This is a genomic window from Streptomyces sp. NPDC033221 (assembly GCF_055577005.1).
The window spans coordinates 1-25,122 of record NZ_JBVIQN010000039.1; the positions used below are offsets into that span (position 1 = coordinate 1).

At 71.4% G+C, this 25,122-nt stretch carries 30 protein-coding genes; 3 read left to right on the forward strand and 27 right to left on the reverse strand.

The features are described from left to right. Positions 1–243 precede the first annotated feature (243 nt). Both ACZ53K_RS35530 and ACZ53K_RS35535 read right to left on the reverse strand, forming a co-directional pair. On the reverse strand, positions 244–639 hold the full coding sequence (locus ACZ53K_RS35530) for an STAS domain-containing protein (protein ID WP_468845094.1): 396 nt from the start codon (positions 637–639) through the stop codon (positions 244–246). A gap of 559 nt (positions 640–1,198) precedes the next feature. After that, a complete protein-coding gene (locus ACZ53K_RS35535) occupies positions 1,199–1,729 on the reverse strand; it encodes an EF-hand domain-containing protein (protein ID WP_468845097.1) in 531 nt (176 codons plus the stop codon). Between the two features lie 228 nt (positions 1,730–1,957). Between ACZ53K_RS35535 and cqsA the strand changes: the two genes are divergently transcribed. Further along, the gene (gene cqsA / locus ACZ53K_RS35540; RefSeq protein WP_468845100.1) at positions 1,958–3,157 is read left to right on the forward strand and encodes an alpha-hydroxyketone-type quorum-sensing autoinducer synthase; all 1,200 of its coding nucleotides are present in this window, start codon (positions 1,958–1,960) and stop codon (positions 3,155–3,157) included. 362 nt (positions 3,158–3,519) lie between these two features. Further along, positions 3,520–4,557, forward strand: coding sequence for a hypothetical protein (locus tag ACZ53K_RS35545; protein WP_468845103.1), 1,038 nt, complete (start codon positions 3,520–3,522; stop codon positions 4,555–4,557). 85 nt (positions 4,558–4,642) lie between these two features. Here ACZ53K_RS35545 and ACZ53K_RS35550 read toward each other — a convergent pair whose 3' ends face one another. The 24 genes from ACZ53K_RS35550 to ACZ53K_RS35665 form a co-directional block, all read right to left on the reverse strand. Continuing rightward, positions 4,643–5,764, reverse strand: coding sequence for a DnaB-like helicase N-terminal domain-containing protein (locus ACZ53K_RS35550; RefSeq protein WP_468845106.1), 1,122 nt, complete (start codon positions 5,762–5,764; stop codon positions 4,643–4,645). After that, complete coding sequence (locus tag ACZ53K_RS35555; RefSeq protein ID WP_468845108.1) at positions 5,764–6,954, reverse strand: DNA cytosine methyltransferase; 1,191 nt, start codon at positions 6,952–6,954, stop codon at positions 5,764–5,766. Before ACZ53K_RS35555 ends, ACZ53K_RS35550 begins: the two co-directional genes overlap by 1 nt. Then, positions 6,951–7,829 carry an adenine nucleotide alpha hydrolase family protein gene (locus tag ACZ53K_RS35560; protein WP_468845321.1) on the reverse strand — a complete coding sequence of 293 codons (879 nt, stop codon included), beginning with the start codon at positions 7,827–7,829 and terminating at the stop codon, positions 6,951–6,953. The genes ACZ53K_RS35555 and ACZ53K_RS35560 overlap by 4 nt, the downstream gene beginning before the upstream one ends. A 104-nt stretch (positions 7,830–7,933) precedes the next feature. Next, the gene (locus ACZ53K_RS35565; RefSeq protein WP_468845111.1) at positions 7,934–8,380 is read right to left on the reverse strand and encodes a hypothetical protein; all 447 of its coding nucleotides are present in this window, start codon (positions 8,378–8,380) and stop codon (positions 7,934–7,936) included. A gap of 106 nt (positions 8,381–8,486) precedes the next feature. Continuing rightward, the gene (locus tag ACZ53K_RS35570) at positions 8,487–9,287 is read right to left on the reverse strand and encodes a hypothetical protein (RefSeq protein ID WP_468845114.1); all 801 of its coding nucleotides are present in this window, start codon (positions 9,285–9,287) and stop codon (positions 8,487–8,489) included. 180 nt (positions 9,288–9,467) lie between these two features. Next, a complete protein-coding gene (locus tag ACZ53K_RS35575; RefSeq protein ID WP_468845117.1) occupies positions 9,468–10,079 on the reverse strand; it encodes a hypothetical protein in 612 nt (203 codons plus the stop codon). An 83-nt stretch (positions 10,080–10,162) separates the two neighbouring features. Further along, on the reverse strand, positions 10,163–11,956 hold the full coding sequence (locus ACZ53K_RS35580) for a type IV secretory system conjugative DNA transfer family protein (RefSeq protein ID WP_468845120.1): 1,794 nt from the start codon (positions 11,954–11,956) through the stop codon (positions 10,163–10,165). 34 nt (positions 11,957–11,990) lie between these two features. Next, entirely contained in the window at positions 11,991–12,752 is a 762-nt protein-coding gene (locus tag ACZ53K_RS35585) for an SPDY domain-containing protein (protein ID WP_468845123.1), read from the reverse strand. Beyond that, positions 12,752–13,342, reverse strand: a complete 591-nt coding sequence (locus tag ACZ53K_RS35590) for a hypothetical protein (protein WP_468845125.1) — start codon at positions 13,340–13,342, stop codon at positions 12,752–12,754. Before ACZ53K_RS35590 ends, ACZ53K_RS35585 begins: the two co-directional genes overlap by 1 nt. Then, positions 13,339–14,211, reverse strand: coding sequence for an SPDY domain-containing protein (locus ACZ53K_RS35595; protein ID WP_468845128.1), 873 nt, complete (start codon positions 14,209–14,211; stop codon positions 13,339–13,341). The genes ACZ53K_RS35590 and ACZ53K_RS35595 overlap by 4 nt, the downstream gene beginning before the upstream one ends. Next, a complete protein-coding gene (locus tag ACZ53K_RS35600; protein WP_468845131.1) occupies positions 14,208–15,041 on the reverse strand; it encodes an SPDY domain-containing protein in 834 nt (277 codons plus the stop codon). Before ACZ53K_RS35600 ends, ACZ53K_RS35595 begins: the two co-directional genes overlap by 4 nt. Next, entirely contained in the window at positions 15,038–15,427 is a 390-nt protein-coding gene (locus ACZ53K_RS35605; RefSeq protein WP_468845133.1) for a hypothetical protein, read from the reverse strand. Before ACZ53K_RS35605 ends, ACZ53K_RS35600 begins: the two co-directional genes overlap by 4 nt. A 45-nt stretch (positions 15,428–15,472) precedes the next feature. Next, the gene (locus ACZ53K_RS35610; RefSeq protein ID WP_159393212.1) at positions 15,473–15,622 is read right to left on the reverse strand and encodes a hypothetical protein; all 150 of its coding nucleotides are present in this window, start codon (positions 15,620–15,622) and stop codon (positions 15,473–15,475) included. 62 nt (positions 15,623–15,684) lie between these two features. Next, positions 15,685–16,074: a hypothetical protein gene (locus ACZ53K_RS35615; RefSeq protein WP_468845136.1), complete on the reverse strand. Its 390-nt coding sequence runs from the start codon at positions 16,072–16,074 to the stop codon at positions 15,685–15,687. Positions 16,075–16,241: 167 nt separating this feature from the next. Continuing rightward, positions 16,242–17,003, reverse strand: coding sequence for a hypothetical protein (locus ACZ53K_RS35620; protein WP_468845139.1), 762 nt, complete (start codon positions 17,001–17,003; stop codon positions 16,242–16,244). A gap of 26 nt (positions 17,004–17,029) precedes the next feature. Further along, positions 17,030–17,734, reverse strand: coding sequence for a hypothetical protein (locus tag ACZ53K_RS35625; protein ID WP_468845142.1), 705 nt, complete (start codon positions 17,732–17,734; stop codon positions 17,030–17,032). Next, a complete protein-coding gene (locus ACZ53K_RS35630; RefSeq protein WP_468845145.1) occupies positions 17,735–18,727 on the reverse strand; it encodes a hypothetical protein in 993 nt (330 codons plus the stop codon). Continuing rightward, entirely contained in the window at positions 18,724–19,143 is a 420-nt protein-coding gene (locus ACZ53K_RS35635) for a hypothetical protein (protein WP_107087549.1), read from the reverse strand. The genes ACZ53K_RS35630 and ACZ53K_RS35635 overlap by 4 nt, the downstream gene beginning before the upstream one ends. Before the next feature lie 96 nt (positions 19,144–19,239). Beyond that, complete coding sequence (locus ACZ53K_RS35640) at positions 19,240–19,740, reverse strand: hypothetical protein (RefSeq protein ID WP_468845148.1); 501 nt, start codon at positions 19,738–19,740, stop codon at positions 19,240–19,242. A gap of 57 nt (positions 19,741–19,797) precedes the next feature. Further along, the gene (locus tag ACZ53K_RS35645) at positions 19,798–20,973 is read right to left on the reverse strand and encodes a hypothetical protein (RefSeq protein ID WP_468845151.1); all 1,176 of its coding nucleotides are present in this window, start codon (positions 20,971–20,973) and stop codon (positions 19,798–19,800) included. A gap of 29 nt (positions 20,974–21,002) precedes the next feature. Beyond that, positions 21,003–21,356, reverse strand: a complete 354-nt coding sequence (locus tag ACZ53K_RS35650; protein WP_468845154.1) for a hypothetical protein — start codon at positions 21,354–21,356, stop codon at positions 21,003–21,005. A 2-nt stretch (positions 21,357–21,358) separates the two neighbouring features. Continuing rightward, positions 21,359–21,787, reverse strand: coding sequence for a hypothetical protein (locus ACZ53K_RS35655; protein ID WP_468845157.1), 429 nt, complete (start codon positions 21,785–21,787; stop codon positions 21,359–21,361). 21 nt (positions 21,788–21,808) lie between these two features. Further along, positions 21,809–22,999 carry a hypothetical protein gene (locus ACZ53K_RS35660; RefSeq protein WP_468845159.1) on the reverse strand — a complete coding sequence of 397 codons (1,191 nt, stop codon included), beginning with the start codon at positions 22,997–22,999 and terminating at the stop codon, positions 21,809–21,811. Positions 23,000–23,165: 166 nt separating this feature from the next. Beyond that, on the reverse strand, positions 23,166–23,960 hold the full coding sequence (locus ACZ53K_RS35665) for a glycosyltransferase (protein WP_468845324.1): 795 nt from the start codon (positions 23,958–23,960) through the stop codon (positions 23,166–23,168). A gap of 216 nt (positions 23,961–24,176) precedes the next feature. Here ACZ53K_RS35665 and ACZ53K_RS35670 point away from each other — a divergent pair, with 216 nt between their 5' ends. After that, positions 24,177–24,488 (forward strand): hypothetical protein, encoded by a 312-nt coding sequence (locus tag ACZ53K_RS35670; RefSeq protein ID WP_468845161.1) that lies wholly within the window; start codon positions 24,177–24,179, stop codon positions 24,486–24,488. Between the two features lie 110 nt (positions 24,489–24,598). Here the strand turns inward: ACZ53K_RS35670 and ACZ53K_RS35675 are convergent, their stop codons facing one another. Then, positions 24,599–25,090 carry a hypothetical protein gene (locus ACZ53K_RS35675; protein ID WP_468845164.1) on the reverse strand — a complete coding sequence of 164 codons (492 nt, stop codon included), beginning with the start codon at positions 25,088–25,090 and terminating at the stop codon, positions 24,599–24,601. Positions 25,091–25,122: the final 32 nt, after the last annotated feature.

A 25,122-nucleotide genomic window follows, 5' to 3' on the forward strand; every position in this document is an offset into this window, starting at 1 on the left:
AGACGTCCCAGGAAGGGGGGGGGGGGGGGGGGGGGGGGGGGGGGGGGGGCGGTGTCTCCCCCCCCCCCCCCGCGCGGGCGGTACGCCCAGCACCGTGCGCCTTCCCGAGCGTCGTGACCTTCGCCGACCGGTGCACTGCACGGGTTCCCGCTGCCGAGCGGGCCAGGCTGCGCCATCCGGGGGCTTCGCCCGGACGCTGCTGCGGGCTCGCGCCGCGGATCGCACCCCAGCCGCCGAGTGTGATCAGGGCCTGCGGGGGCCGCGGCGCGGTGGGCGCGGGGGCACGGCGGTATCAATCAGAACTTGATCGATCGTGGGCGCCGGGTGAAAGAGGCTGCGCAGGCCGGTGATCTCCAACAGGCGCAGAATCTGCGGGGCGTCGCAGACCAGATGCAGCCGGCCGCGCTGCTCCAGTGTGCGCCGCTGGGCGAACATCAGCAGGCGCACGCCGGCACAGTCGAAGAAGGTCACCGGCCGCAAGTCCAGCAGCAAGCGGAAGGCTGGCCTGGCGGTTACCGACTCCAGGTGCCGGCGGGCTTCGTCGGTGGTCGCTATGTCGATGTCGCCGTGGAGTTCTACGACGGTCAGGCCATGCGCCAGGTAGGTGCGGGTGACGCGTCGGGGGACGGTGTTCAGCACAACAACCTCTTCTGCGCGTTCGCGAGAAACCGATCACGAGCAAGCGCCAGCTGGGCCGAGTACCTGGCCGCCCGCACCATCGACAGCGACGGTACATCTGTCGGCGGTTGGTCCAGCGCGGAGCCGCCGTACGTTCCGCACGAGCGTGTACGAAGAACTGAGGAAGATCACGGCTTTAACCACGAGCCGGAGGACCGACGCCCCAGAACGGTACTCGCGAACGGCAAGAACGAGGAGCATCACGTTGGCAAGGAGGCCGAAGGGCGAGATCAGAGCGCGCTGATGCGGTCATCATCAACGACAACCTCGGCCAGCGGAATTGATCCGAACGAAAGTCGTAGGCGCGGATCTGGTGGGTGACCAGGGAATCGGTGACCTTCAGCGTGGCCGGCCGATGGTTGATCACTTGTTCATGTTCACGTGATCACGCGCCAGGTCTGCAGGCAGTCCCGCCTTGGAGGAATGACCGTCATCCGTCTAAGGCGCATCCGCGTCCAGCCACCCTCGACCGCGTCCGGCACCGGGCTGCAGCGACCTTCCCCGTTTGCACTTGTCGGTGTCAGACGCTGGGGGCGACCATGAGGTCACCGGGGATGCCGGCCTTTTCCGGAGCGTAGTAGTCCTTGATGCCGGCGGCGAAAGTGGTCACGGGGATGCGGTCGTGGGTGTCGGGGGCGAAGGCGTCGAAGACGGCGTGGGTGTTGGCCTCCTCAAAGCCGATCGCTGTCAGCAGCGCCACGAAGAGGGGGCGTTCGATGAGGCCGTCCTTGTCGGGGTCGCCGAGCGCGGCGAGGGCTTGGGCGAACTCGGTGATGGTAGGTCCGAAGCGCTCGGGGTCGAGCACGAAGGGCCGGAACTCCTCGACGGTGATCACGCCGTCGCCGTTGGTGTCGAGTTCTGTGGAGAGCTTTGTCCAGTAGTTGCGGAACGCGTCCTGGATGGCGGTCCTGGCGCTGTCGTCCGATGCTGTGGCCGCTTTCAGGACGCGGGCGGTCATGAGGTCGAAGTCGTCGGAGTCGATGACTCCGTTGCCGTTGACGTCCAGGAGGGTGAAGATCAGCTCGACTCGCTTGGCGGCCTCGGTTCGCATGCCGGTCACCTGTCTTGTGCGGCTCGGCGATGCCGGGCCTGGCTCAATGAACGCCTCAACGTAGGCAGACAAGACCCCGGGGCGACGGCGTGATGGAACCTTGTCACCGGAAGGAGTGAGCAGGCTGCCGTGGCGGTACCTGCTCCGCCGCCCGAACACCCTCACACTGGGTCACCCGAACGTGCCTTCAGGGTTTCGTGGTTGTTCCGGCGGCCGACATTACGCAACATGACCGAAGTCCGTGCCGGTGTCCGGCCGCTGCCCGCGTTCGTGCAGGATCGCGTGGAGGCTTTCCACGCCCACGGGATCCGCGGCCGATGGGGCGGCCGTCACATCCTGCGCGGCCTGCGCATGCCCGGGCCGGGCTCCACCATCGTCGACAGCAACGACTACCTGCGCCTGGCCGGCGACGAACGCGTGACAGGTGCCGTGAGCGAGTCGCTCCACGCCATGCGGGGAGCACGACTGGCCTCGGCGGTGCTGCTGTACGAGGACACCCCCCAGACGACCCTGGAGCGGGACTTCGCCCGCTACCTCGGTGCGCAAGCCGGCGTCTTCTCCCAGTCGGGGTACGACGCCAACGTGGGTCTGCTGCAGACCCTGGCCGGCCCCCAGGTCCCGGTGTACCTGGACAAGCTGGCCCACATGTCGCTGTGGGCCGGCGCCAAGGCAGCCGGCGCCCCGGTACGGCCCTTCATCCACAACGACATCGCCCACCTGCAACGCCGCATCGAGGAGCACGGGCCCGGCGTGATCGCGGTCGACTCCATGTACAGCGTGTGCGGCAGCCTCGCACCCTTGGCCGCGCTGTGCGACGTGGCCGAGCAGATGGGCTGCGTCCTGGTTGTCGACGAGGCGCACTCGCTGGGCACCCACGGCCCCCAGGGCGCGGGCATGGTCGCCGAGGCCGGACTCGTCGAGCGGGTCCACTTTCGCACCATGAGCCTGTCCAAGGCATTCGCGAAACGGGCCGGCTACCTCACTTGCCCCGACGAGGACTTCGTCGAGTACTTCAAGATGACCTCCCTGCCCGCGGTCTTCGCCTCCACCCTGGTGCCCTGCGACCTCGTACAGATCAACGCCACCCTGGACGCCGTCCGCACCGACCAATGGCGCCGTACCCGCCTGCACGAGGTCTCCGCCACCCTGCGAGAAGCCCTCACCGGCCTTGGCTACGACCTTCGAGGCTCAGGCGCCCACATCATGTCGCTGCCCGCCGGCCCGGACGAAACGATCATCCAGCTACGCGACACCATGGAAGAGCACGACGTGTTCGGCTCTGTCTTCTGTCCTCCCGCCACCGCCCGCAACCACACCGCACTACGGCTCTCCCTTCACTGCGACCTCACCGACCACGACATCGACCGCATCCTCCACGCCGCCCAAGCCGTCCGCCCTCTGTGCATCCCCCACCCACGCACCACCTGACCCACCATGACCCGGCGTGGTGCGACGCAGGCGTCTTCGTGAATCAAGGCACCCGTGGTGCGCGTCAACCGGTCCTTCGCAGAGGGCCACGGTGATCGGCAGCGCCGGTCAGTGCCCCGCCAGCGCCGGAGCCCACCCCGAAGTGGTGGACCGGGGAGCGGCCGGGCCGAGAGAGGCGGTGCAAGAGCGAGCACCCCGGGCCGTACCACAAACGAGCGGCCACGAACAGGCAAAGATCGAACCTGAAGCCCCCTCGGTACTCGAAGGAGTGACGTCAGGGCATCCGGCCCGGAAACATCCCTAGGCTCGCCCCCACGGGAGGCGCGTCCAAGCGCCGCGCCCGGACCAAAGGGGCCACAGGCATGACAGACGCGGCACTGGGCGTGGAAGAACGCGGCAGCACGCCCGGCTTTGACCTGCAGTCCCACACCGGGTGGATGACAGCGTTCTGGCAGGCCAGCAGGCTGGTCGGCAAGGTGCTGCCGACCGCCCCTGCCGACGCGCTGCGCTACGTCGCACCGAAGGACCTCGAATTCCGCGACGCCTTTTTCGCCTGGTACTGCCGCAGCTTCGCTGTCACGCGGCACCTGGACCTGGAACACGCCAAGGATCAGACGCACCTGACCGTCATGTCCTTCCCGAGAGTGCGGGACTTCAGCACGCTGGCCACGCTGAACCACGTGATGCTGCTGATTTTCCACGTCGACGACCATCGTCACGAACTGGATCTGGTGCGGTTGCTCGACGACACCGGGGCAGACCCGGTGGTGCACGCGTTCGACGAACACCTCAAGGGCGATCTCCCTGACGCTCACGCCGGGTTCGCGGACGTGTTCCGGGAATTTCTCGCCGGAAGTCTCCTACAGGGCAAGATCAAGCGGAGCGAACTCCTCTACAGCAGGGTCAAGAGCGTGACGATGGGCATCTTGCCCGTGCACTACATCCGCTGGTGCCTCTACGGGCTCCCGGCCAAGAAATTCGGCGCCCTGAAACTGCACAACTACATGCACTGGCTGGAACTCGACACACTGCTGGTCAACGACCGGTACTCCCTCGGCAAGGAGTCGGACTCCAGCGAGTGGAACGCGATCGCTGCACACGACCTCAGCCACGAAGAGCTGACCGAAAGGATCGACGACAACTACGCCCATCTGATCACGGCCCTGGGGGAACTGCTGGCGGCCGAGGAAGATCAGAGATGCGTGGCGGCGTACGAGGACTTCAAGATCTGCGCGGATGCCACGAAAACCTGGGAAGAGTTCTCACCCAGGTACCGCGCCCCCCTCAGCGGCACGGCAACCGAAGAGCCGGAAAGCCGTCCCGCCCGTCATCGGCTCCCGTACGGTCCGACAGGCATCGGAACGCAGGGAATCCGGCTGGGCATCGACCGCACCCCCTAACGGACATGGGCGGCGGTGTCGGGCTGGGGCATGGCGCTCGCTTCCGGGCCCGGCCGGATGCGGCGGTCCGGCCGGGCAGGGTGGGCTATCGGGGGACGCGGGTGGTCGGGGAGGCAGCGGTGGCTCGCAGGCGCGGCCCGGCGCGGGGCACGGCCGGGGAGCGGGGGGTGGCGGGGGTGTGGGTGGCGCGCTGCCAGCGGCTGCGCAGGGCGGTCAGGGCGGCCAGGGCGCGGCGGCTGCCGGTGGCGAGTTGGTGCGGGGTGTTGGCCGCATCGTCGGTGAACGATCGGATGCGCAGGGCGGTGGTGTGGGCCTGCGCGAGCAGGGCGCGCCGCAGGATCTTCTCGCCCCAGTGTTCGGGCGTGCCGACCGGGGTGGCGAGCAGATCGATCAGGTCGGCGGGGGTGAAGCCGGCGTGCAGCAGGTGCTGGTGCTGGGCTTCCCACAGCACGGTGACCGCGTCGACCGGTTCGCGGCGGTGGACCAGCGCGGTCAGGCACGTAAAGAGCTGCCCGTGCAGCGGCAGGGCGAAATCCTCGGGCTGCAGCCAGCGCATCTCCCGCAGCCTGGAGGGTCGCGCCGTCGCACACGCGAGCAGCGCCCGTTCCTCCTCCAGTGCCTCCCCGTTGGCGGTGCGTCGGGCGGGTGGGGGCTGTGGGGTGCGGGGCAGGGAGCCGGGGTGCGGGGCGAACCGGCCCGACAGTGTTTCCAGGAAGCTGAACAGGGCGTCGCACTGGGCCAGGACGGTGACGGTGGGGTCGGGCAGCGACGCATCGGTGGCGGCCTGGGCGAGGCGGTCGGCGTGCTCCCGCAGCATGCGGCGGGCGTGGTCGGCCTGAATCATGCGGGCGTAGGCCGTCGCGTGCCCGGGCCAGGGGCAGCGTTGGACGAGGGTGTGCAGGTAGGAGGCGGTCAGCCCGGGCGCCTGGGGCCGTGCCGCTTCGAGAACACGCCGCAACCAGACCGGTGTCTTACGGTGCTCGTCGGCGGCAGGTACGGCAGCGGTACGCATCGCCGCGTACAGGGCACCGTGGGCGTGGTCGCCGAAGTGCTCCGAGGCCAGGTGATCGAGTTTGTCCAGGCGTGCGGGTTCGAGGAGGAGGGCGCCGAGCAGGGCCTGCTCGGCGTAGAGCACCGGGGCCGGAGGATGTGCGTTCGCCAGTCCGGTGGCCTCGTCGGGTTCGGGTACCGGGGGTTGGTGGCGCATCAGGCGGTCAGGGTGAAGTCGTCGGGGCCGAGGGGGCGGCCGAGGTGCGGGGCCAGCAGGTGGGCGGCGAGCCGGGGCGGGACGGCGTTGCCGATCTGGGAGAACTGCTGGCCCTTGTTGCCGGCCCACGGGTAGTCGGCGGGGAAGGTCTGCAGTACGCCCGCCTCCGGGGCGGTGATGCGAATCGCCTCCGGCGCGGGGGTGTCCTCGGCCGTTGTCGGGTGGGCGGGTTCGGCGACCCAGACGCACTCGTTGGCGCGGTGTCCGAAGAACAGCGTCCCGGCCGGCTCGTCGGCGCGGCGGATGGTGGCGTTGGCCTGGCTGTTGGTGCGCAGCGACCATGTCCGTGCGGGGGCGGTGCCGGCCGGGCCGCCGGTGCCACGGGTGCGGGGCGGGTGCTGCCAGGTGCCGCGGTCGCGGGCGTCGGTGAGGGTCTTGCGCGAGCCGGAGGGGAAGGGTTCGGGGCCTCCGCCGGGTCCGCCTCCGGCGCACACGGTGGGCACGGGCCGGTCGGTGGCGCCCCAGCCGAGGGCCTCGGCCATGGAGATCCAGCGGTCCCGGCCGGGGCCGAAGAGCGTGGGCGGTTCCGGAACGCGGGCATGTGTGGGCTCCGGCGGTGCGGCGGGGCGGGTACGGGAGGCGAGCAGGATCGCTCGCCTTCTGGTCTGGGGCGCCCCGTAGTCGGCCGCGTTCAGGTTGCCGGTCCAGACGGAGAAGTCCCACGAGCGCAGGATGGCCGCGTACTGCTTCCACAGCGGCAGGACGTCGGGCACTTCCTCCATGGCGACCCACTCCGGCTCGCCTACCGCGTTCAGGGCGGACAGGTAACGCATGGGTTCGGCGGCCAGCAGTGACCGCTCGTCCCGGCAGGCACCGAGCAGCTTCTCGCGGGTGTCACGCCCGGCGGCCAGATCGGCGACAGCCTGGTGGACCAGCGGCTGGTCGAGCAGACCGAGACGCTTGCCGGTTATCGACCACCCCTGACACGGAGGCGAGGCGATCACACCGGTGGTGCGGCCGACGAACGGCCCCACCGGATAGCGGGCGACGTCGGTGCGCAACGTCAACTGCCCGGCCGCCGCACGGGTCCGGCAGGCCCACTCGTCCCACTCCAGCCCGATGTCCCGCACGCCGAGCAGCGACAGGGCGTACGACCAGCCGCCCGGTCCGGCGAACAAATCCAAGATCACGCGGCCAGCCCGAAGTCGTCCTGTGCCGGCTGCTCGCCGCGGCAGGCCCAGGGCGAGCAGCCGTCGGCCACGCCTTCTTCCAGCGCGACGAGGGCGTCACCGTCTGGAGCCTGGTCGCCGAGTTCGGCCTGGCGGGCGGCCCATTCGGCGGCGGTGACGTGGTCGATGGGCGCCTGGTCGAGCGGGACGCGGGAGCGGTGCAAGAATGCCTGGCCGAGCAGCCGGTTGCCGGAAGCATTGGCGCGGGCGTTGCCGCCGCGGATGGCCGCATCGAAGGCGACGACGTCGTTCCACTCGGCCGGGCTGTGGTCGCGGATGTGGCGCCACTGGGCGTTGCCGTGGAAGGGGCAGCCCAGGCAGCTCGACTTCGGGGTGTCGGCCAGGCCGCGCTGCTTGAGGTAGCGCAGGCAGTCGGCGCGCGACCAGCCCAGGTCGATGAGCGGGTGCCGGTTGCGCATGTAGGCGACGTCGGCGTCCTTGGCCCGGTGGAACTCATCGGTGGAGATCCCGACCCACTGCTCGACGAACACGCCCTTGGGGATGCGCCGGGGATACGGGTAGCCCAGGAGGACGCGGACCTGCTTCTTTATCGGTTTGATCTTGTATTCGCCGGTGCACTGGCGCCGGGTCATCCCGGGGCGCCCGTCCTGGTTGAGGACGTGCAGCGGCATGGACGCGAACCGGTGGTCCGGGTTGAGCGCGTCGTTGCGGATGTTGCCGGAGGAGACGCGCAGGACGGGGATGCCCGCCGGTTCGGCCACCTCCTTTTCCAGGCGGTCGAGATGGTCGTAAACGGCCTGCGGCTCCCACCCGGTGTCCGCGAAGATCGCGCAGTCGACGCGCGGCAGGACCCCTTCGGCGGACAGGGCGAGCAGGGCACTGGACTGAACACCGGCGCCAAGGGAAAGAGATCGGAGAACAGGGGTTGCGGGAATGGGGCGTCCTTGCGGTGTACGGGGGCGGCATCCGAGGCGTGCGGTCAGCGCCGGACGGGGGCGGTTCGGGACGGGGCGGGCGCCGGCGGCGGGGGAAGCGGTGCGGCGGGGGCCTGCGGCGCGGCGAATGAAGGGCTCACGCTGTCGAGGCCGTCGGCCAGGTGGCGGGTGGTGTCGGTGGCGTCGCGCAGCCATTCCCAGACGGGGGCGGGCAGTTGGCGCGCGTTGTCCCGGGCCCATTCGAGGATTTCGGCGGCGTTGCGCAGCTGGTCGGCGAGCTGCGTCAGCACCGCCTGCCGCTGGTCACCGTCGCGTGCCGTTCCGAGGGCCTGCAGGAGTTCGTCGAGCGCCGTGGGCAGCGGCGGGGGCGCGGTCGGCAGTCCGTACAGGCGGGCGTGCAGGGACTGGGCCACGACGGTCACCGGGCCGCCGGAGCCCCGGTAGCCGTAGCGGGGCCCGGCCTGGCGCCGCACACTGAAGCTGGCGATCACGTCGCGGGGTGCGGCGTCCGGGTGGATCTGGGCGGCGAGGGCAAGGGCGATGTCGTGCGGGGTGGGCGCGTCGTCGGTAGGCGTGAGATCTCCGGGGAGGCAGGGGTTACAGAGAGCGGCTGGTGGTGGCTTTGGCCACCGGGGCCGGGCGGGCGGCGGTGTGCGTGGGGACCGAGGGCCGGCCGAAGGTGGCGGCCAGGTCGCGGCGGCCGTCGGCGCTCAGGTGCACCCGCTCGTCGTGCAGCCACAGCGGGCAGTCCTCGCGGGCGACGAGGCCGCGGGCCTCCAGCGAGCGCAGGGTGCTGAGGGTGAGACGCAGGTCGTCGCGGCGCCGGTACGGCTTGCCGTCGAAGATCGTCACCTCGCCGCGCGCCACCGCACGCAGCGCGGCGTGCTGCGCGGGCGAGAAGGCGGGCACCTGCTGCGGGGGGATGTCGCCCCGGCGGCGCCGTTCGGTGACGAAAAGTTCCGCGGCCGTCAGCGTGTCCAGGGGGCCCAGTGCAGTCAGCTCCCGGACGAGGATGAGGCGCTCGTTGGCCTCCTCCAGGGCCTGCCGATACGTCAGCAGCGGGCCATCACCCTTGACCGGAACGCCCGCCCGGGTGTCGTCGAGGATGTCCTCAGCGTCCAGGAGGTGGTCGGCTGTGTCGGTGGCCAGCTGGGCGAGCTGCCGTACCCGCGCGTACACGGTGCGGATTGCCGGACTGTGGTACATCCGCTGCGCGTTGAGACCATCGACGATGTTCAGTGCCAATTGGGCCAGGTGCTGGGTGGTGATGGCCTGCTGCGTCAGGGCGGTAGCGGGACTGAGGCCGTCCAGCCGCAGGCGGGAGAGATAGTCGTTGTGGCGGGCGAAGTCGCCCCCCAGGAGCAGGAGCTTTTCGGCCGGGGCGGTGGGTGCGGTCATCGGCGGCGGGACGGTTCCGTTCGGTGCGGGGCCTGCGACGGCGTACCAGGCCGCCGAGTCGGCGTTGGCGTGACGGCGGGGCGTTCACAGACGTCACCGGCGCGGCTGCGGGTACGGGCTTCGCCTTGGCGAAGGCGGGGGGGCTGGCTCGGCGGTTCTGCTCGGCAGGTCGCCTGGCTGTCAGCGCGTACGGCGCGGCCGGTCAGGAGCCGGGGCTGCAGGCGGTGTAGCCGTGTGGGCGCTCGTGTGGGCGGGGGCGACGGGGATATCGGCGGGCGTGCGGAAGCCGAGGCCGATGCGGGCGCCCAGGTTCTCCATGGACAGAGCGATCTCCGCCTGGACGACCGCGCCGAGCTGCCGGGTTTCCTCCGTGCCGGCGGGCAGGGCGTATCCGTCCGGTGTGGCGGTGAAGCCGTGGTCGGCCAGGACGCGGCGGGCGGCGTCGGTGCGGGCGGTGGCGGTGACGCGCTCGCCGGAGACATCGAAGTGGACGTCCGGTTCGGGCAGCGGCTCGTCCGGGTTCCAGCGGGTGGTCCAGCTGAGGTCGGTCACGTCCCAGGTGTGCTGGAAGAGGAAATGCATGGCTTCGCCGGTGCGGGTGTGGGCCTGCTCGCCGGCGTAGGCGGGCGGCAGCAGGTACAGCGGACGGCCCGGGCCGCTGGGCTGGCGGGCGGTGAAGCCGTGGTCGGTCAGGATGCGCTGGGCCGGGGGGAGGGCGCGGTTGAGCAGGACGAAGGTGTGGCCGTCGTCGGTGGATCCGATGACGACGTCGTTGTGGTCGAGGAAGGCCATGGTCTCCGAAGGGGCAAAGCGGTGGTCGGGTGGGGGAGTTGCCGCCGTTGGCGGCGTCAGCGTCGGGGCATGGGCGCCGGGGGTCAGGTGGCCGTGGTGAAGTCGGACTTCGCCGGGGCGGCCTTGGCGACGGCGCGTTCGGTGATGGCCTTCGAGGCGCGGGCGGAGGAGGCGGACAGCTCCGCGGCGCCGGGCTCGGCGTACCAGGGGCGCAGGGTGAGCATGGCGACGCGCATGCCGGTGGCGAAGCACAGGGCGGTGCCCTTGGCCAGGGCGCGGATCGCGTCGGCGGGCAGGATCCGCTCCTGGCGCATCGACACGGAGGTCGACTTCCCGGACTCGGAGTGCGAGGTAGAGGTGGTCTGCACGTCGTGGTCGCCGATCAGGCGGGAGAGTTTGTCGGCGAAGTCGGGGTCGTCGATGCCGGAGCCGATGACTTTGACGGTGGAGGCGGACCACATGGCGTCCATGCCCGCGTCGCCCCAGACTTTTTGGCCCTGCCGGTAGGACTGCAGGATCGTGATCGGGATGATGCCGCGCGAGCCCAGGTGTGAGTACAGGTCGGGCAAGTCGCTGATCTTGCACACGTTGGCCGCCTCGTCCAGGATCGCGAGCGCCGGGGGGTCGAGGCGTCCGCCGGCGCGTTCGGCCTGGGCGGTCGCGGCCCGCATGACGGAGTCCGCGCATGCGGCGATCAGGGCGCTGGCTCCGCCGCCGCCGTCCTTGGACAGCAGGTACAGCGTGTCGCGGCTGGTGACGAAGTCCGCCGGTCGGAACTCCTCAACATCCTTCTGCGGAGTGACCCAGGCGGCGATTTCGGCGTTGAGCAGGGCCGCGGCGTACTGGCGGGCCGTCTCGAAGATGCCGTCGCGGGTTTCCGGCGGGCCCTCGACCGTGCCCTTGAGCTGGGCGGCGACGGCGGCGAAGCCGTGATCGCGCAGGATGTCCAGCGGGGTGCGGTCGGCGGGGAAGGCGAGCCAGGCCATGATGTCGGTGATCGGCCGCTGATCGAGGGCGGCGGCCAGCAGAAGTTGCGAGAGGATGTTGGAACCGGCTTTGGACCAGAAGTCGCCCTGCTGGGAGGCATCGACGCTCGCGGCCAAGAAGTGCCCGGCGAGGCGGTTGGCGCCATCGAGAGTGGTGGCGTCGGCGAGCGGGTTCCACCACATGGCGCGTTCGGCGTGGGCGATCTGCTGCGGGTCCATCGACCAGGTCCGTCCGGCGCGTGAGCGTGCGTCGAGGGTGGCGGTATAGGCGTCACCGGCGGCCTTGTTACTGGTTAGCAGGACGGGTCCGGGGGCGTTGAGGATGGCGGGAACGGCCAGGCAGGTGGTCTTGCCCGAGCGTGGGGCCATGATGGCGACGGCGACGTCCTCGTATCCCATGCGGACCTCGTGGCGGGTGCCGGCCAGGTTGCCCAGGAGGATTCCGGTGTCCTGGGCGGTGATGGTCTTGGCGTCCTTGAGGCTGGGGCGCAGGCTGCGGGCCTTCGCAGTGATCTGCTTGGCGAGCAGTGGCTCGATGTCGGATCGTTTGGCCATGCCCGCAACGGCCTTGGTCTTGCCGGAGCCCTTCTTGTGCCGCACCCACAGCAGCGCGGCGAGCACGCCGAGGACGAGGAGCACGCCGAGGGGGGCGATGCGGGTTCCGATCAGCAGGGACGTTTCTGCGACCTCGGGCCACAGGTGCTCGGGCTGCAGGAGCGCGTTGGTGGGTTCGTACGAAGCCCAGGGGCCGGTGTCGGTGAGGGAGGCGGTGAGGTTGCCGCCGAGCCAGGCGAGGTTGGCCAGGGGCACCGCCGCGGCCATGACGCCGAGCAGGATCTTGAAGCCGATGTCGTTGCCCGCACCGGAAGAGGAGGGGGAGGAGTTGGGCAAGAAAGGATTCCAGGGGCGTGCGGGGGCGTGCGGGTCAGCGAGTCCGGCGGGGCGATGTCTCGGGTGGCTGCGGCGCGGGACGTGGGGCGCCCGCTCGGCGGGCGGTGAGGTCCTTGACCCGGTGCTCCAGCGCGGACGCGACGGTGGCGGCCGGTACCTGGCGCCGGGTGACGCGTGTGTGCGGCGTGCCGTAGTACGGAATGCGTGTGGGGTCGAGGTCGCGGCGCAGCGGGGTGTCGTCGGCCAGCGCGCGGGTGAAGCCGGCGACCAGATGTAGTGGCGTCTCGCCGCTCAGGTGCGCCTGCCAGATCAGCCTGTGGGCGACGGTCGGGAGCGCGGCCTTGGCGAACCAGAAACTGTCGGAGTGGTGGGTGAAGTGCTCGATGCGGACGTATCCGTCGGGGGAGAGGAACGCCTTGCCGGCGTAGTCGGTGCGCCACCCGGCGCGGTGCAGCGGCTCGTACGGGTCGGCGGCCGACGCGGTCTCCGCAACGGTGAGGGCATCGGTGAGCCCGGCAATGATCTCGACGGGAGTACGCGCGCCGAAGCTCGCCGACCAGGCCCGTTGCCCGTCGGTGGCGGCGTGCTCCAGCCGCCACCACGGGCCGTCGGCGTCGGGCTCCAGACGCAACAGCGCCTGCTGGCCGGGGCTGGACAGCAGCACCCGCGGCATCAGCGGGGCGTGACCATAACTCCAGCCGCCGGCCCGGTGCAGGGCGACGGTGATCCAGGACGGATCACCGCCGCCGGCTATGCAGCGCGGCTCGACCAGGGCGATGTCGATCTTGTCAGGCATCAGTGCTGCCTCCGGGGCGTAGGGGACGTGGTGGAGGAGGCCGCCGGTGCGGGCGCGGGCGCGGGGGCTGTGGCGCGCGGGGGTGTGTTCAGGGCGGTGGTGTTGATGTCGATCAGCACCTGGCCGTGACTGGACCACTCATAGAGGTAGTGCCAGGCTTCGGCGTCCCGCTCCGCCCGGGCGTCGTCGTACGCCTCGGTGCCCGGCCGCGCGGCTGCCGGCAGGCTGTCGCGGGCTTCGAACCAGGTGCGCTGCACGGCATCGAGCTGGTCCAGAGCGGCATCGAGAGTGGTGAGCTGCCAGGACCACCGCGGCTGGATGGCTCGGGCGGGCAGTCGCCGCACCTGGCCCGCAGCGGTACGCAGCAGATCCTTGGCGTAGGCGCGCACCCGGTTGAAGGCGCGCCAGGTGTCGGCGTCCCGGCGGCTGGCCCGCAGCCCGTAGGCGTGGGGGTCAAGCGGCCAGGCGTCGAGGTCGGTGTGTTCGTCGGAGTAGGCGTCCCAGTCGGCGAGGATCTGCTCGCTCTCGCGCAAGAACGCGGCGAGCTGCTCCAGTCGCTGCTGGTGGACATCGGGGGATGAGGCGGTCACTGAATCTTCCGGGTGGGGTGGGCGCCGGGCGTTGCGCAATGAACCGGTGGGGCGGCGCTGCGCGGTTGAGCCGAGGCCGTGGGGAGCTGGGTGTCGGGTGTGGTCGCCCGGCGGATCCGGCGGGCGGCGGTGCGCGCGTCAGCCAGACGTTGGCGGTGGGCCGCGATGAGCTGTTCGGCCTGCGGGCCGGTGTGTTCTTGCGCGACCAGGTGGGTGTGCGGGACGTCGCCCATGCCGCGTTGCAGGGGCCGGTCGGTGGCCAGGGCCGTGAGGAATCCGGCTGTCAGGTGCGGCGGCGTGGCCTGGTCGATGTAGGCCCGCCAGATGTGGCGGCCACCGAGACCGTGGGGGTTGCTGGCCTCGGCCTGCCAGGGGCGGTGGTCGGTGTCCGCGAAGGCGTACCGCAGGACGCGGACGGTGCCGTCCGGGTGCACGCTCTGCTCGCTGCCTTGGTCGTCGCGCTCGTAGGTCCAGCCCGCTTGCGTCAGGAGCGTCCAGGTCTCGGGCGGCTCGGGCGGCTCGGGTGGTGCGGGGTGAAGGAGCGCGTCGGTGAAGCCCGCGAGGATTTCCACCGGCAGGTTGCCGTCGAACGCCGCATGCCAGGATGTGCCGTCCGTGTGGCCCCGAAGGCGCCAGGCCAGCGCGTCGGAGCGGGCTCCGGGTTCCAGTACGAGGCTGGAGGCGTAGTCGGGGCTGGCCAGAATGACGTGGGGGTAATCCGGCGCTGAGTGGTTCTTCCACCCGGCGGCGCGCAGGGCCTGGGTGATGTGGCGGAAGTCGCCGGCTCCGGCCAGATGGGGCGGGGTGGTGGAGAACTGAATGCGGTTGGTGGGCTCGTTGGCGCGGGTGAAGAAGTACTGGTGGTTCATCGTTGCCGACCGCCGTGGTGTGCTGCGGCGTACGCCGCTGGTGCGGGCATGTGGGGGCGGGGCTGAACGGTGCCCCAGGCGCGCCGGGTCGGGGGGCGGGCCGCGGCGGCACGGTCTTGCTGCATGGCGCGCAGCTGGGACGGCAGCACCATGTACGGGGTGACCGTGGTGTGCTGGGCGGCGGCGACGGGGACGTGGCCGGGCGGGCGCAGCAGCGGTCTGGGGTCGGCCAGGGTGGCGGCGAAGCCCTCGATGGCGTGCAGCGGGGTGTTCTCGCTGAAGACCGCCCGCCAGGCGACCACATGCTGGCCTGCCGCGGTGGTGGTCCTGGCCGCGGCCCACCACATGGTGTTGTCCTCTTCCTCCCGGAACTGCAGGCGGGCGGTTCCGTCGGGACTGGTGACGGTGGGGTGCTGCCCCTCCCCGGCGCGCCAGCCCTGGGCGGTCATCGGGCGCCAGGCGTCCGGGGCATGAGGGGAGCGGGCCCGGGTAAGGGTGTCGGTGAATCCCGCGATGATCTCGACCGGCGTCGCGGCGTCGAAGGTGGCGTGCCAGGTCTGCTCGGGGGTGTTCTTCGGCCCGCCGGACATGGTCCACATCGGGGGGATGATGTGGTTGGCGTAACCGATGCGGATGGTGCGGTCGCGGTTTTCGAAGGAGACGGGCGAACCGTGGCGGGGGGTGTGGTCCTTCCATCCGGCTGCGCGCAGGTATTCGGTGATGTGTCGCAGGTCTCCGGCGCCGGCCAAGTGCCGGGGCGCGACGAGGTAGTGCTGCTGGGGTACTTCGCCTGCGCCCGGTCCCCATCTGGCCTGCTGGTGCTTTTTCATCGGCGTCTCCGCACGACCATGGCCGAGGCCACCGGCTTGGGCAGCGGCCCGTGGGCAGCGGTCTGGGGCTGGGCGAGATGGTTGAGGTCCTCGGCGTGCACGTCGAAGTCGGCGGCCAGCTCGTGGAGGTCGTTGGCGGCGCGGCCCACCGCCAGGCAGACCTCGGGCCGCAGGGCGCCGTTCTCGGCGTGATCGCGGGTGATGCGCGAACCGGTGTCCAGCAGTGCGGCCATCCGGCCCAGAAGCCCTGTGTCGCAGTCCAGCACCCGGGCCAGTGCCTGGGCGGCCTCACGGGGCGGGGCCTGGGAGATCAGCTCGGAGAGCTGCCCGAGCTGGCGGGCGATGTCGTCAGCAACGCCTACGGGGAAGGGAGTCGGGTCGGTCATTTTCCTCCGCGAAACGGATAGCGGTACGACGGACGCCAGAGGCGTTCACGAGTGCGGCCTGCGGCGGGCTTCGTCGAGGGCGGCGAAGGGACCGGTGGCCAGCGGCACGGGGCGACGGTCGCTGCCGAGGGTGCAGGTGTGCAGGTAGCGGCGGATCAGGAAGGCCGCGAGCCGGGCCGGGCGCCGCGGGGACATCGCTGGCGGCGTGCTAGGGGGTCGGGAAATCGTTTCTCCAGAGCGGGGCAGCGTTTTTCTGGTCAGTGCCTGCTCCGGGAGCGGGGAGCACGGGCGCTGTGGGACACGGGCACCGGATGCCGGGCAGCGCCGGGACGTTGGGCCTGCACCTGGCTAGCGGCCTGCTCGTAGGCCGCCTCGTCGAAGACGTCCGTCGCGATGTTGACGCGGTATCCGGCGGCATGCAGCCAGGGAACTGCCTGGCTGGCCAGCTGGTGCTGTTCCGCCTCGGGAAGGTGGTCAGGGACCTGGTGCCACAGGTAGATGGCTTGGCCATGGCGCTGCAGGCCGAGGCTGTCCAGCAGGGCCAGCAGTGTCTCGGGTGCTGCGGTGCGGCTGTCGGCGTAGATGGTGCGGTCGAAGGCGCGGCGGTAGATCTCGACATCGGTGCCGCATTCGTCGGCCAGGCTCACGGGGCGCTCCTTTCGGCGAAGGTCACCGGCGCTTGGATGGCGGGCCGCGCCCGGGCGGGCAGGGCTGGGCTGGCCGGGCCGGTGTGGCGGGGTGCGTGGTGGGCGGTGCGTTGACGTGGTGCGGACCCGTTCGATCCGTCAGCGTCCGGGGGAGGTCGCGCGGGCCTTCATCGGCTGCGCGATGCCGCACGGTTGGGCTGCTTTACGGGCGTGGGCAGGGCGGCGTCCAGGGCGGGCTGCTTGGGCGGGTGGCGCAGGGTGACGCCGATGCCGTGCGCACCGAGCTGCTGGCCGGCGTTGCGTACGCAGCGGGCCTGAAGGGCGGTGTCGTCTCCGGACAGGACGAAGGCGTGCTCGGCCGGGTCATAGGTGAACCCGTTTTCGCGCAGGGCTTTCGCCGCTTCCTGGCTGGTGGCCTTGGCGGCCAGCAGGCCGTCGCCGTACCAGGTCATGACGACCGTCTCGGGCTCCGGTGCCGGGGCGCCCGGGGACGCAGGCGGGTGCGCGGCGTTGTGCTGGACCTGCGCGAGGGCGGTGGCGTAGCGCGGCAGCAGGTCGAAGTGGACGTCCTCGGCGGCCGTATCGACGTCGGTGCTGACAGCGATGCCGTCGGGCTCGCACACGCCGCGGAAGGCTTCAGGGTCGATGCCAGGCGGGGCGAGGGCGCCGACGAGGTGCTCGTCGGGGTGGCCCGGACGGTCGATGAGGTACAGGCGGGTGCCGTCCTCGTGGGTGAGCACCGCGTGGTGGCGCAGCACGTACTCGGCGATGGCACCGGAGACCAGGTTCATGTCCCAGACCTGGTCGGCGGTGGGGAACTGGTCTTCGTACTCGTCGTGGTGGTGGTACTCGCTGGTCCAGGAGCCGGGCAGTTGGTCGGCGAGGGCGGTGGCGAAGGCGGGCAGGTCGCGGGTGTCGGGGTCGGGCATGCCTCTCCGGTAACAAGGGGGTGAGGTCAGCGGCGGCGGCCGGTTGGGACGGTGGCGGGGGGACGGGGCACTGGGGCCGGTGCGGGCGGGCAGGGGCACACGACCGATGCTTCGCGTTCGGTGGGGGCGACTTCTTGAGGGCACGGGGTGCGGTGCGGGTGGGCAGCGTGCCGGTCGGCAAGGTCATTGCGCGTGCCGCTCACCTCCGAGGTGATGGCCCCCAGACGGCCGGCGAGGTAGCGCAGCCGGGCGGCGTAGTGGGGGTCGGCGGGCTGGCCGAGGTCCTGGTGGAAGTCGGCGCTAGCGGAGAGGACTTCGCCCACAGCGGTGAGGATGCCGTCGTGGGCGGCGGTCAGCTCGGTCAGGACATCGGCGACTTCGTCGCTGTCCGCGGCTTCACGGATGCGGCGTGCCAGGTTGTTGATCTGTGCGCCGAGGGTGAGGTCGTGCGGTATCGGCGCGGTGGCGGCGAAGCTGGGGTCGTGGTCGACGTGGTAGCCCACCGCGCTGAGCCGGGCGACGGCCTGGCTGGCGAGACGGATCTCCTCGTTCTTCTCCAGGCCCGTGGGCAGTCGGTGGTAGTGGTCGTGCAGGCGCACCACGGGGACGAAGCAGGAGCGCTGCAGGATGCTGTGCGCCTCGGGGTCTCCGCCCCGAGCGATGACCTCATCGCTGTGCGGGTCGACACGGATGCGCAGGATTCGGTCGGCGAGGGACAGCAGGGGTGCCAATCAACGGTGACGGAGGAAAGGGGCAGACGGCGGGGGCGTGGCGGGTGGCCCCGGGCGGGCAGGCGTCCCACTGTCCGGTGAGGCGCCGGTGGCCAGAACCCCGGTGGCTGCTTCGAGATCCTGCTGCAGGGCGTGCAGGCGCCGAGCGGCCCATTCCAGTCGGTGTCCGGCCTCCCGGAGCCAGGCGTCAGGGTGGCCCTCGGCCTGGTGTGCCGTGTGTTCGACGCACCGCCGCACCGGCGCCAGCAGGCCGTGCTGCTCATCGACCAGGTTGGTGATCCGGCGTGCGAGCTGCTGCAGGTCGGTGGTCAGTCCGTACTCGGCGACCAGGGCGGCCAGCTCCGGGCTCGTCTCCAGGCGCTGCGGCGCTGGGTCGGGCCCGGAGGCGTCGGAGGGCGCCGGCCCGTCGGTGGGCGTGAGCGCGGAGCGCTGGCGGTGCCGGCCCGGCGTGGTGAGGGCTGGGGTGGCGCGCAGGGGGGTGAGGCCGAGGTCGTCTTCGCCCCGACGCGCCTCCTGCGCCAGCCGTTGGTGCAGCTGGTGTGGGAGGGTGACCCACTGGCCGTCCTGCCGGATGAGGTTGGCGATCAGATCCAGGCGGCCGGGACGGGTCTGCACGGCGACCCAGCGGCACGTGTGCGCGTCACCGGGGCGCGCGAGGCCGGCCGCTCGGGCGTACCGGTGGGCGATCTCGCTCCACTCGCCGGGTGTGAGTGTCCGGTCCTCGGGGTGCAGCCGCAGGCTCAGGTGCCAGATGGGGTGGCGATCACTGTCGGGCGGTGCGGTCGCCGCCCCCTCGGTGGCCGGTGCGTCGAGGAGGTCGGCCCACAGCACCGCGGATGGCTGCTGGTGTTCCGCTTCGGGCACCCGGCGGGCGAGCCGGGGCCAGCCCGCGACGATCCTCGCCGGGGGGACAAAAGCGTCCGCCTGCGGCCCGAGGGCGGCGTGCAGGACCGGCGCGGCGCAGGGCTTGCGCGCGTGGAGGCGGGGGATCACCGGGCGTCTCGCAGGTCGCGGTTGTGCACGAGCTGGTCCAGGGCGGTGAGGGTGTACCAGCCGCCGTCGACGACCCGGTCGGCGGGCATCTGCGGCAGCAGCACCTCGCCCAGCGCCTTCAGGTAGCCGGCGCAGTCGGGGCAGTAGCGCTGGACGTGGACCATGTAGCGGGGGTGGGCGGTGATGAAGGTCCGCTCGCCGCCGTGCGGGTTGCGCAGCCGCCAGCCGTCCTCGTCGGTGGGCGTGTGCCAGGACGGGGCGATCACGGTCATCTCCTCACCGCACAGGTCGCCGCCGAAGGCACCCTTGAGGATGACGACGCGGTCGCCGGACGTGAAGTGGGCGTGGGTGATGTCGCGCTCGGGGGTGACGGTGTCCGCCGGTATATACGGCGGCCGGAATGCGGCGTCGGGCAAGGCGGATCCTTCACAGGAACGGGCGGGGATGGTTTCCATGGTGCGGGCAAAGCCCGGTTTGGCTAACCGGGCTTTGCCCGCTATACACAGGCGCCGTCACCGGAAGGGGTTTTCGGTGCCGCCGCGGTCGTCGTCGGTGGCCGCCTCCAGCAGTTCGGGCAGGTCTGTCCCCTCGGTGTCGCGCTGGTCGATCCACCAGCCGGCCCGGGTGACGGCGCGCGTCTGCTCCTCGACGCGCCCCCAGTCCGCCTCGTCCCAGTCTCCGTCGAGGACCAGGGCCGTGTGGGCGGCGGTGACCAGCTGGTGCCGGCAGCGCTCCCCCCAGTCCAGCGCTTTGACCGGCCCCTCCAGCGGCGGCATGTCGAACTTCCGGGCCCACTCGGTGGCGGCAGCGGCTTCCTCGGCCCGCTTGGCGGCGAGCCACTCTTCCTTGCTGGCCCGGTCACCGTCTCGGGCGGCCTTCCAGCAGTCGGTACAGTCCTTGGTGGCGAGCCAGCGGGCGAAGGAGGCCCGCTTGTCGGCGGGCCGATCGGACAAATCCCGTTCGCCGCTGTGCCCGCAGGCGTAATCGACGGTCCAGGTCGTACGGACGGTCAAGCTCTGTACTCCTTGATCAGATTTCGGGGGTGGTGGGTCCGCCGGAGGCGTTGGCCTTTACCGCCGCGGGCTGGCTGCGCTGCGTGGCGCGATGCCGGTGGGCACCGTTGTGGGCCCTTGCTCGGCGGGCCGTTGGGCGCTCAGCGCGGGTGGCGGTGGGGCGGGCGGCAGGTGGCGCGGGTTGGCCGTGCGGTAGGGCGGCAGCACGCCAATGCCGGCAGCCATGTCCTCGCCAACGGCGCGCAGTTCGCCGGTGAGCCGGGAGACCTGGGCGGCAAGGTCGTGCAGCCGGGCAGCGAGGCGCTGGCCGTCGCGGGTGTCGAGAGCGTCGCCGAACTCCGCGCAGGCGCTGACGAACTCACCCAGCCGGGTCATTACTCCTGCGGGCCCGGTGCCGTTGGTGGCGCTCAGGAGGAGGTCGGCGACATCCCCGGTCTGGCGGGCTTCGAGGACGTCCTGGGTCAGGTCCTGCACCGGGACTTCCGGCGACAGGACGCGCTCGCTGTAGGGGCTGACGTCAGGACGCAAGACACCAGGGGGAACGGGCGGCGGCACTGCGCGGGCAGCGGTGTCTTGGTCCGGGTAGTGCCCAAGCACGTGCAGCTGGGGGCTGTCCAGGTCGCCGGCGAGCGCGAGGACGGTGGCGTCCTCGCCGTCCAGGTGGGCCAGGGTGATCTGCTGGCCGGTCGTGTCGTACCAGGTCTCGAAGGCGTCGAACGTGCCGCGCCCCCGTGCGGCCTGGGCCAGGCTGCTCCAGTACCGCTGTTCCTGGGCGGACAGTGAAGGAAGAACGGCAGGCCGATGGTGCTGGCCTATGAGGTCACGTACTACGGGGGTGTGCTCGGCCCAGGTGGTGATGTATGGCCAGAGGGCGGCGTGGCGGGCCGTGGGCACGGGCTGGGCGGCGAGGATGCGGTGGCTGTGGATGGTGGCGTGGTCCAGGTCGTCCAGCAGGAGCTTCCAGGCGCTGTGATGCCGGGCGGGCGGCAGGGCGGCCAGCGCGGTGCGGGCCTGGGTGAGGATGGACTCGGCGTGGGGCAGCAGGTGGTTGGTGAAGTCCTGGGCCGCGTGGCGGTTGCGCTCGGCTACCGCCTGCCGCGCCGCGGCGGTGTCGAAGAAGCCGCCGTACCGGTCGCGCAGGTCCGCGAGAGCCTGGGCGCCCCGCCGGTGAACGGCCGTATAACAACGGTGCCATCCGCGCAGCTGCTCGATGGGGTCGGCGGAAGAAAGCATGGGTTCGGAAATGTGCGGCTCCGGGGACATCAACGGCGGGCGCTGGGTGCGCGAGTGGGCTGCGGTGGGTGGGGGCGCGACCCCGCATTGGAACGGCGCCCGATGGCGGGTTCGGCTGGGCCGGAGGGCTGGGCCGGGCGCAGGTCCGAGCCGAGGATGACCGGGTAGTGGGCCGCGGTGAGCATCTCTGCCGCGAAGGCGGCGTGCTCGTTCTCCCATACGGGGCCGAGGTCAAACGGCAGCCGATGCCAGGTGCCGTACAGGACGGGTTGGGACAGGAACCCGGCGCGGCGCAGGAAGCTCGCGGCGAAGGCGTCGATCAGGCCCTCGGCTTCGACCTCTCCGCCGGGGCCGCGCGTGATGCGGATCGGCTCGTCGGCCACGCTCACCTGCCTCGCCCGTGTCCGGGGGCTACAGCCCGCGGTGCCTGTGGCGGAGAACTCGGGGGCGTGGCGCCGAGGGGCGGCGGCCCCAGGGACTGGTTGTACTGCGGCGAGCTGGTGGCGGCGGCGCGGGCGGCCTGGGAGCGCTGGGCTGACAGCGCAGAAGGTGCGGAGTGCGGCGCGGCATAGAGAACGTCGTCGGCGTGGACGGTCCACCCGTGCCGGCGCAGGTCATGAACGGCCTGCCGGGTACGGCGCAGCCCGTCTTGGCGCTGATGGGTGAGCCGGTACAGCCCCGGCGCCTCAAGCACAGGGACGAACTGTTCGCGGACCAGGTACCAGTGGGCGAGGTGGGACGGGAAGCGGTCGGTGGGGGCGGCGACGAAGCCGTACTGCGAGTCGATGGCGAAGTGGACGTGCGGTTGGTCCATAGGCGGGCCTTTCTCGGTGCTTCAGCGGCGCGGGGCGGCGTCGGGGGCTGCGGAGGGCGCGGGCAGCGCTGGGGCGGTGGCGGACAGCGCGGTCTCCTGGGCCCGCAGCGGGCGCGGCGGTCCTCCGGAGGCGGCGCGGGCCTGCCGCAGCAGGACATCGCCGTCCTTGAGCCACGTCTCGATCGCCGGCCACACCCGGGTGTCGCGCTGTGCCTCGGCCTCCACGAACGGGATGACGCGTTGAGTGTCGGGAGACTGCCGCAGGCCGTCCATGACGTCGTTCCACTCCGCTCGGGCACGTTGGGTGCTGTGCAGCGCGGAGCGCAGCCGCTCCAGAGCGTCGGCGTCCTTACGACGGCTGGCCGTATCGGGGGGACAGCGCTCCAGCAGGGCCGGGCCGTGGGTGAGGACGTCTCGGAATGCCGACCAGGCGAGGTCGCGCAAGGCGGCGTTGGCCTGGTGGAGACTGTCCGGACGGAGCGGGCTGGCGTCGCTGTCCCGGCCGGAGGCGACCATGGCCTGCCAGGTCTGGTACTCCTCGCGGATCCGGGCGAGGGCATCTTCGACCGTGGTGGTGCGGCGGGCGAGCAGGGCCTGGTGGTAGGCGGGCAGGAACCGGTCGGTCACGATGCGGCCGGCCAGCCCGGAGGCGGCGGGCACGATGACGCTGTGCGGGGCCTGCGGCTCGTGGTAGTTGTCGGTGAAGCCGTCCGGGGCGAAGGCGCCCACCACGTAGCCGTGCTGGTGGCCCGGCCGCTCGATGAGCAGCAAGGCGATGTCCGCGTCGTTGCTGAGGACGGCCGCGTACGGCACCTGCAGGTTCTGGACGGCCTGCGACAGCTCTCCACGGTCCCACAGCCACGGCACGAGGTCCTCCTGCCACAGCGGATGGGAGTAGACCTCCAGCTTGACTGTCCAGGTGCCGCGAAGCTGGTCGGCAAAGTCCTGGGCCACATCACCGAGGAAGCGGCGGGTGCTGGCCCTGACGGTGGTCTGGTGGCGCTGCGCGGCACGGATGAGGTCGGAAACGGTCGTGCGGGCAGCCTGCGGATCACCGACCGGCAAGGTGAAGGTGCCGTCGTCGCGACGCTGGAAGCCGGAGGTGCTCAGGGCCGTCTTGGCCCAGCGGTACTGCCTTCCGGTGGGGATGGCCACGATGCCGGCGCTGCGGCTGAACGTCAGAGTGATGTGGGCGAGGGAAGAATCGGGCATACAGCTCCAGGCGAAGGTTCGATGGGGGCCTGCGTATTCGCAGTGCCGGGCAGCGCGGCGGACGCGCGGCGCCGCCCGGCCCAATCACCGGCGCTTCGGTGGCGGTGGCAGGTCTTGGCGAGGCAGAATCAGGACCCTGACTCCATCGACCAGCCGCGAAAACTTCTCATGACCCGCTGGTGACGGCTGTGACGCGAGGGCATTCGGCCAGGGCGGCGCGCAGCCGCTGGCCGTGGCGGAAGGCGAATTCGCGCGCGGGCCCCTCGAACGTGTCGAACTGCGGACCACAGGTCATCTGGTGGGGGTGCTTGCGGTAGAAATACACGACGTGGGGCAGCAGTTCGCCCGCGGCCAGAGTGGTGACACCGTTGACCATGAGGAAGTCCTCGGCCTGGGGCAGTCCGCCGTGGCCCCCGGCGGCCCGGACCAGCTCGGTGTGTGCCAGCAGCATGGTCTGGCCCAGCGGGATCTCGGCGGAAGGCGCGGCCCAGTACGTCCACACATCTCCGGGCTCGTGGCGGCCGGGCGGGGCGGGGCAGATCCAGGTGCGGGTGGTGCCGTCCGGCAGCAGGTCCGCCGACCACCCGGCCACCCAGCCGAGTCCCGTCGCGGTGAGGTGCCGGTGGCGCACCGCGAGGCTGTCGGCGGGCAGGAGATCATCGTCGTCGGCGTAGGCGACGAACTTGGTGCGTACCTGGTTCAGAGCCAGGTTGCGGGCCGCGGCGGCGCCGACCGCACGCGGCAGCGCCAGGACACGGACGCGCGGGTCATCAGCGAGCGCCGACGGGACGCAGCCGGGGTCGGCGCCGTCCACGGCCAGTACCGCCTCCCACGGAATGGTCTGCTGGGCGAGGCTGTGGTGCAGCTCGCACAGGTAGTCCAGGCGTTCGGGACGCAGCTGGGTGGCGATGATGATCGTGATGTCGGGGCTGGCAGCGTGGTGGGACAGCAGGTACTCCAGAGACGGGGCGAGCGGGTATCAGCGGCGTGCGGGCGTGCGGGGCGCTGAGACGGTGGCGGGGGCGGTGGCCGGCTGGGTGCCAAGGCGGCTGGACGGCAAAAGCTCCGGCGGCGGGGACAGCGGCGGCGGGCACGATGGGCGCCACTGGCCCGGGTGGTCGCTGAAGCGGGCGCGGGGGTCGGTATCCCAGCTCACGACGGGACCGCGGAGGTCTTCGTGCAAGCTGATGACTTCGATGCCGTGCGGATGCAGGACATACCCCCATTGCAGGTCCTGCTCGCCCGCGCTTTCCTCGGTGACGGTCATGCGCTGGGGTGGGGAGCCGTCCGGGCAGATGAGGTCGTCCATCGTGCGGCTGGGCCAGCTCTCCCCGCCGGTCAACACGGTGCGCAGGGCGGCGGGGGCACCGTCGAGGAGGTCGGTGCCCAGCTCGTCCCAGGCGACAGCGACCTGGTCGACGAGGTGCCGGATCAGGGCGTCGGTATCACCGGCGAAGCGGTACCGGTGTGCGGTGAGCAGCAGGGGTAGGTGGTGGCTGGGTATGCCGTCAAGGTGGACGTAGATGCCGCTGTAGCCGGTCTCGGTGGGGCGGGCGAGGAAGGACCGCGTGGACAGAAGTGGATCCCTTCTACGGGCGGTTAACGGGCGGGGCGGCGCGGCGCAGTGGTGCCGGGAGGCGACGGTGCAACGACCGGGGCGGGGCGGGGCGGCTGCGGGGGGCGGTGGGCGCGGCGGTAGGCATCCAGGAGGTGGTCTTCGCCGAGGTCGGTCAGGGCCTCGCCGAGGTCGGCAAGGCGCCGGGCGTAGACGCGGTAGTGGTCGGCTACGCCGGGCTCGTGGTGGCGTCCGCACCATTCGGCGGCGGTCTCCAGGAACTGGTGCAGTGCGCCGATCCCGCTGCGACCGTCACCGACGACCGCCTCGGCGACGGCCTGGAACTCCGCGGCGGTGCGGGCGCCGCGCAATTGGTCGGTCCAGGCGGTGATGCTCTGGCCGGCGCCTGCGACGGCGAGGCGGTCGGTGAACTCCCGAGCGCTCCGCTCGGCCCAGCGGTGCAGCGCGTCAGCGCTGACCTGGTTATTGCGTACGGCGTTGTCGGACGGTTCGAAGCCGGACTGGTGAGGGGGCAAGGCTTTCCTTGGGGGCAGAGCGGTACCGGGCT

What these genes read in the sequence shown, in the direction of transcription:
- ACZ53K_RS35535 (WP_468845097.1), bottom strand. Translation starts at nt 1,729, where the DNA reads ATGCGAACCGAGGCCGCCAAGCGAGTCGAGCTGATCTTCACCCTCCTG.
- cqsA (WP_468845100.1), top strand. Translation starts at nt 1,958, where the DNA reads ATGACCGAAGTCCGTGCCGGTGTCCGGCCGCTGCCCGCGTTCGTGCAG.
- ACZ53K_RS35545 (WP_468845103.1), top strand. Translation starts at nt 3,520, where the DNA reads ATGACAGACGCGGCACTGGGCGTGGAAGAACGCGGCAGCACGCCCGGC.
- ACZ53K_RS35550 (WP_468845106.1), bottom strand. Translation starts at nt 5,764, where the DNA reads ATGCGCCACCAACCCCCGGTACCCGAACCCGACGAGGCCACCGGACTG.
- ACZ53K_RS35570 (WP_468845114.1), bottom strand. Translation starts at nt 9,287, where the DNA reads ATGACCGCACCCACCGCCCCGGCCGAAAAGCTCCTGCTCCTGGGGGGC.
- ACZ53K_RS35575 (WP_468845117.1), bottom strand. Translation starts at nt 10,079, where the DNA reads ATGGCCTTCCTCGACCACAACGACGTCGTCATCGGATCCACCGACGAC.
- ACZ53K_RS35585 (WP_468845123.1), bottom strand. Translation starts at nt 12,752, where the DNA reads ATGCCTGACAAGATCGACATCGCCCTGGTCGAGCCGCGCTGCATAGCC.
- ACZ53K_RS35595 (WP_468845128.1), bottom strand. Translation starts at nt 14,211, where the DNA reads ATGAACCACCAGTACTTCTTCACCCGCGCCAACGAGCCCACCAACCGC.
- ACZ53K_RS35600 (WP_468845131.1), bottom strand. Translation starts at nt 15,041, where the DNA reads ATGAAAAAGCACCAGCAGGCCAGATGGGGACCGGGCGCAGGCGAAGTA.
- ACZ53K_RS35605 (WP_468845133.1), bottom strand. Translation starts at nt 15,427, where the DNA reads ATGACCGACCCGACTCCCTTCCCCGTAGGCGTTGCTGACGACATCGCC.
- ACZ53K_RS35610 (WP_159393212.1), bottom strand. Translation starts at nt 15,622, where the DNA reads ATGTCCCCGCGGCGCCCGGCCCGGCTCGCGGCCTTCCTGATCCGCCGC.
- ACZ53K_RS35620 (WP_468845139.1), bottom strand. Translation starts at nt 17,003, where the DNA reads ATGCCCGACCCCGACACCCGCGACCTGCCCGCCTTCGCCACCGCCCTC.
- ACZ53K_RS35645 (WP_468845151.1), bottom strand. Translation starts at nt 20,973, where the DNA reads ATGCTTTCTTCCGCCGACCCCATCGAGCAGCTGCGCGGATGGCACCGT.
- ACZ53K_RS35655 (WP_468845157.1), bottom strand. Translation starts at nt 21,787, where the DNA reads ATGGACCAACCGCACGTCCACTTCGCCATCGACTCGCAGTACGGCTTC.
- ACZ53K_RS35660 (WP_468845159.1), bottom strand. Translation starts at nt 22,999, where the DNA reads ATGCCCGATTCTTCCCTCGCCCACATCACTCTGACGTTCAGCCGCAGC.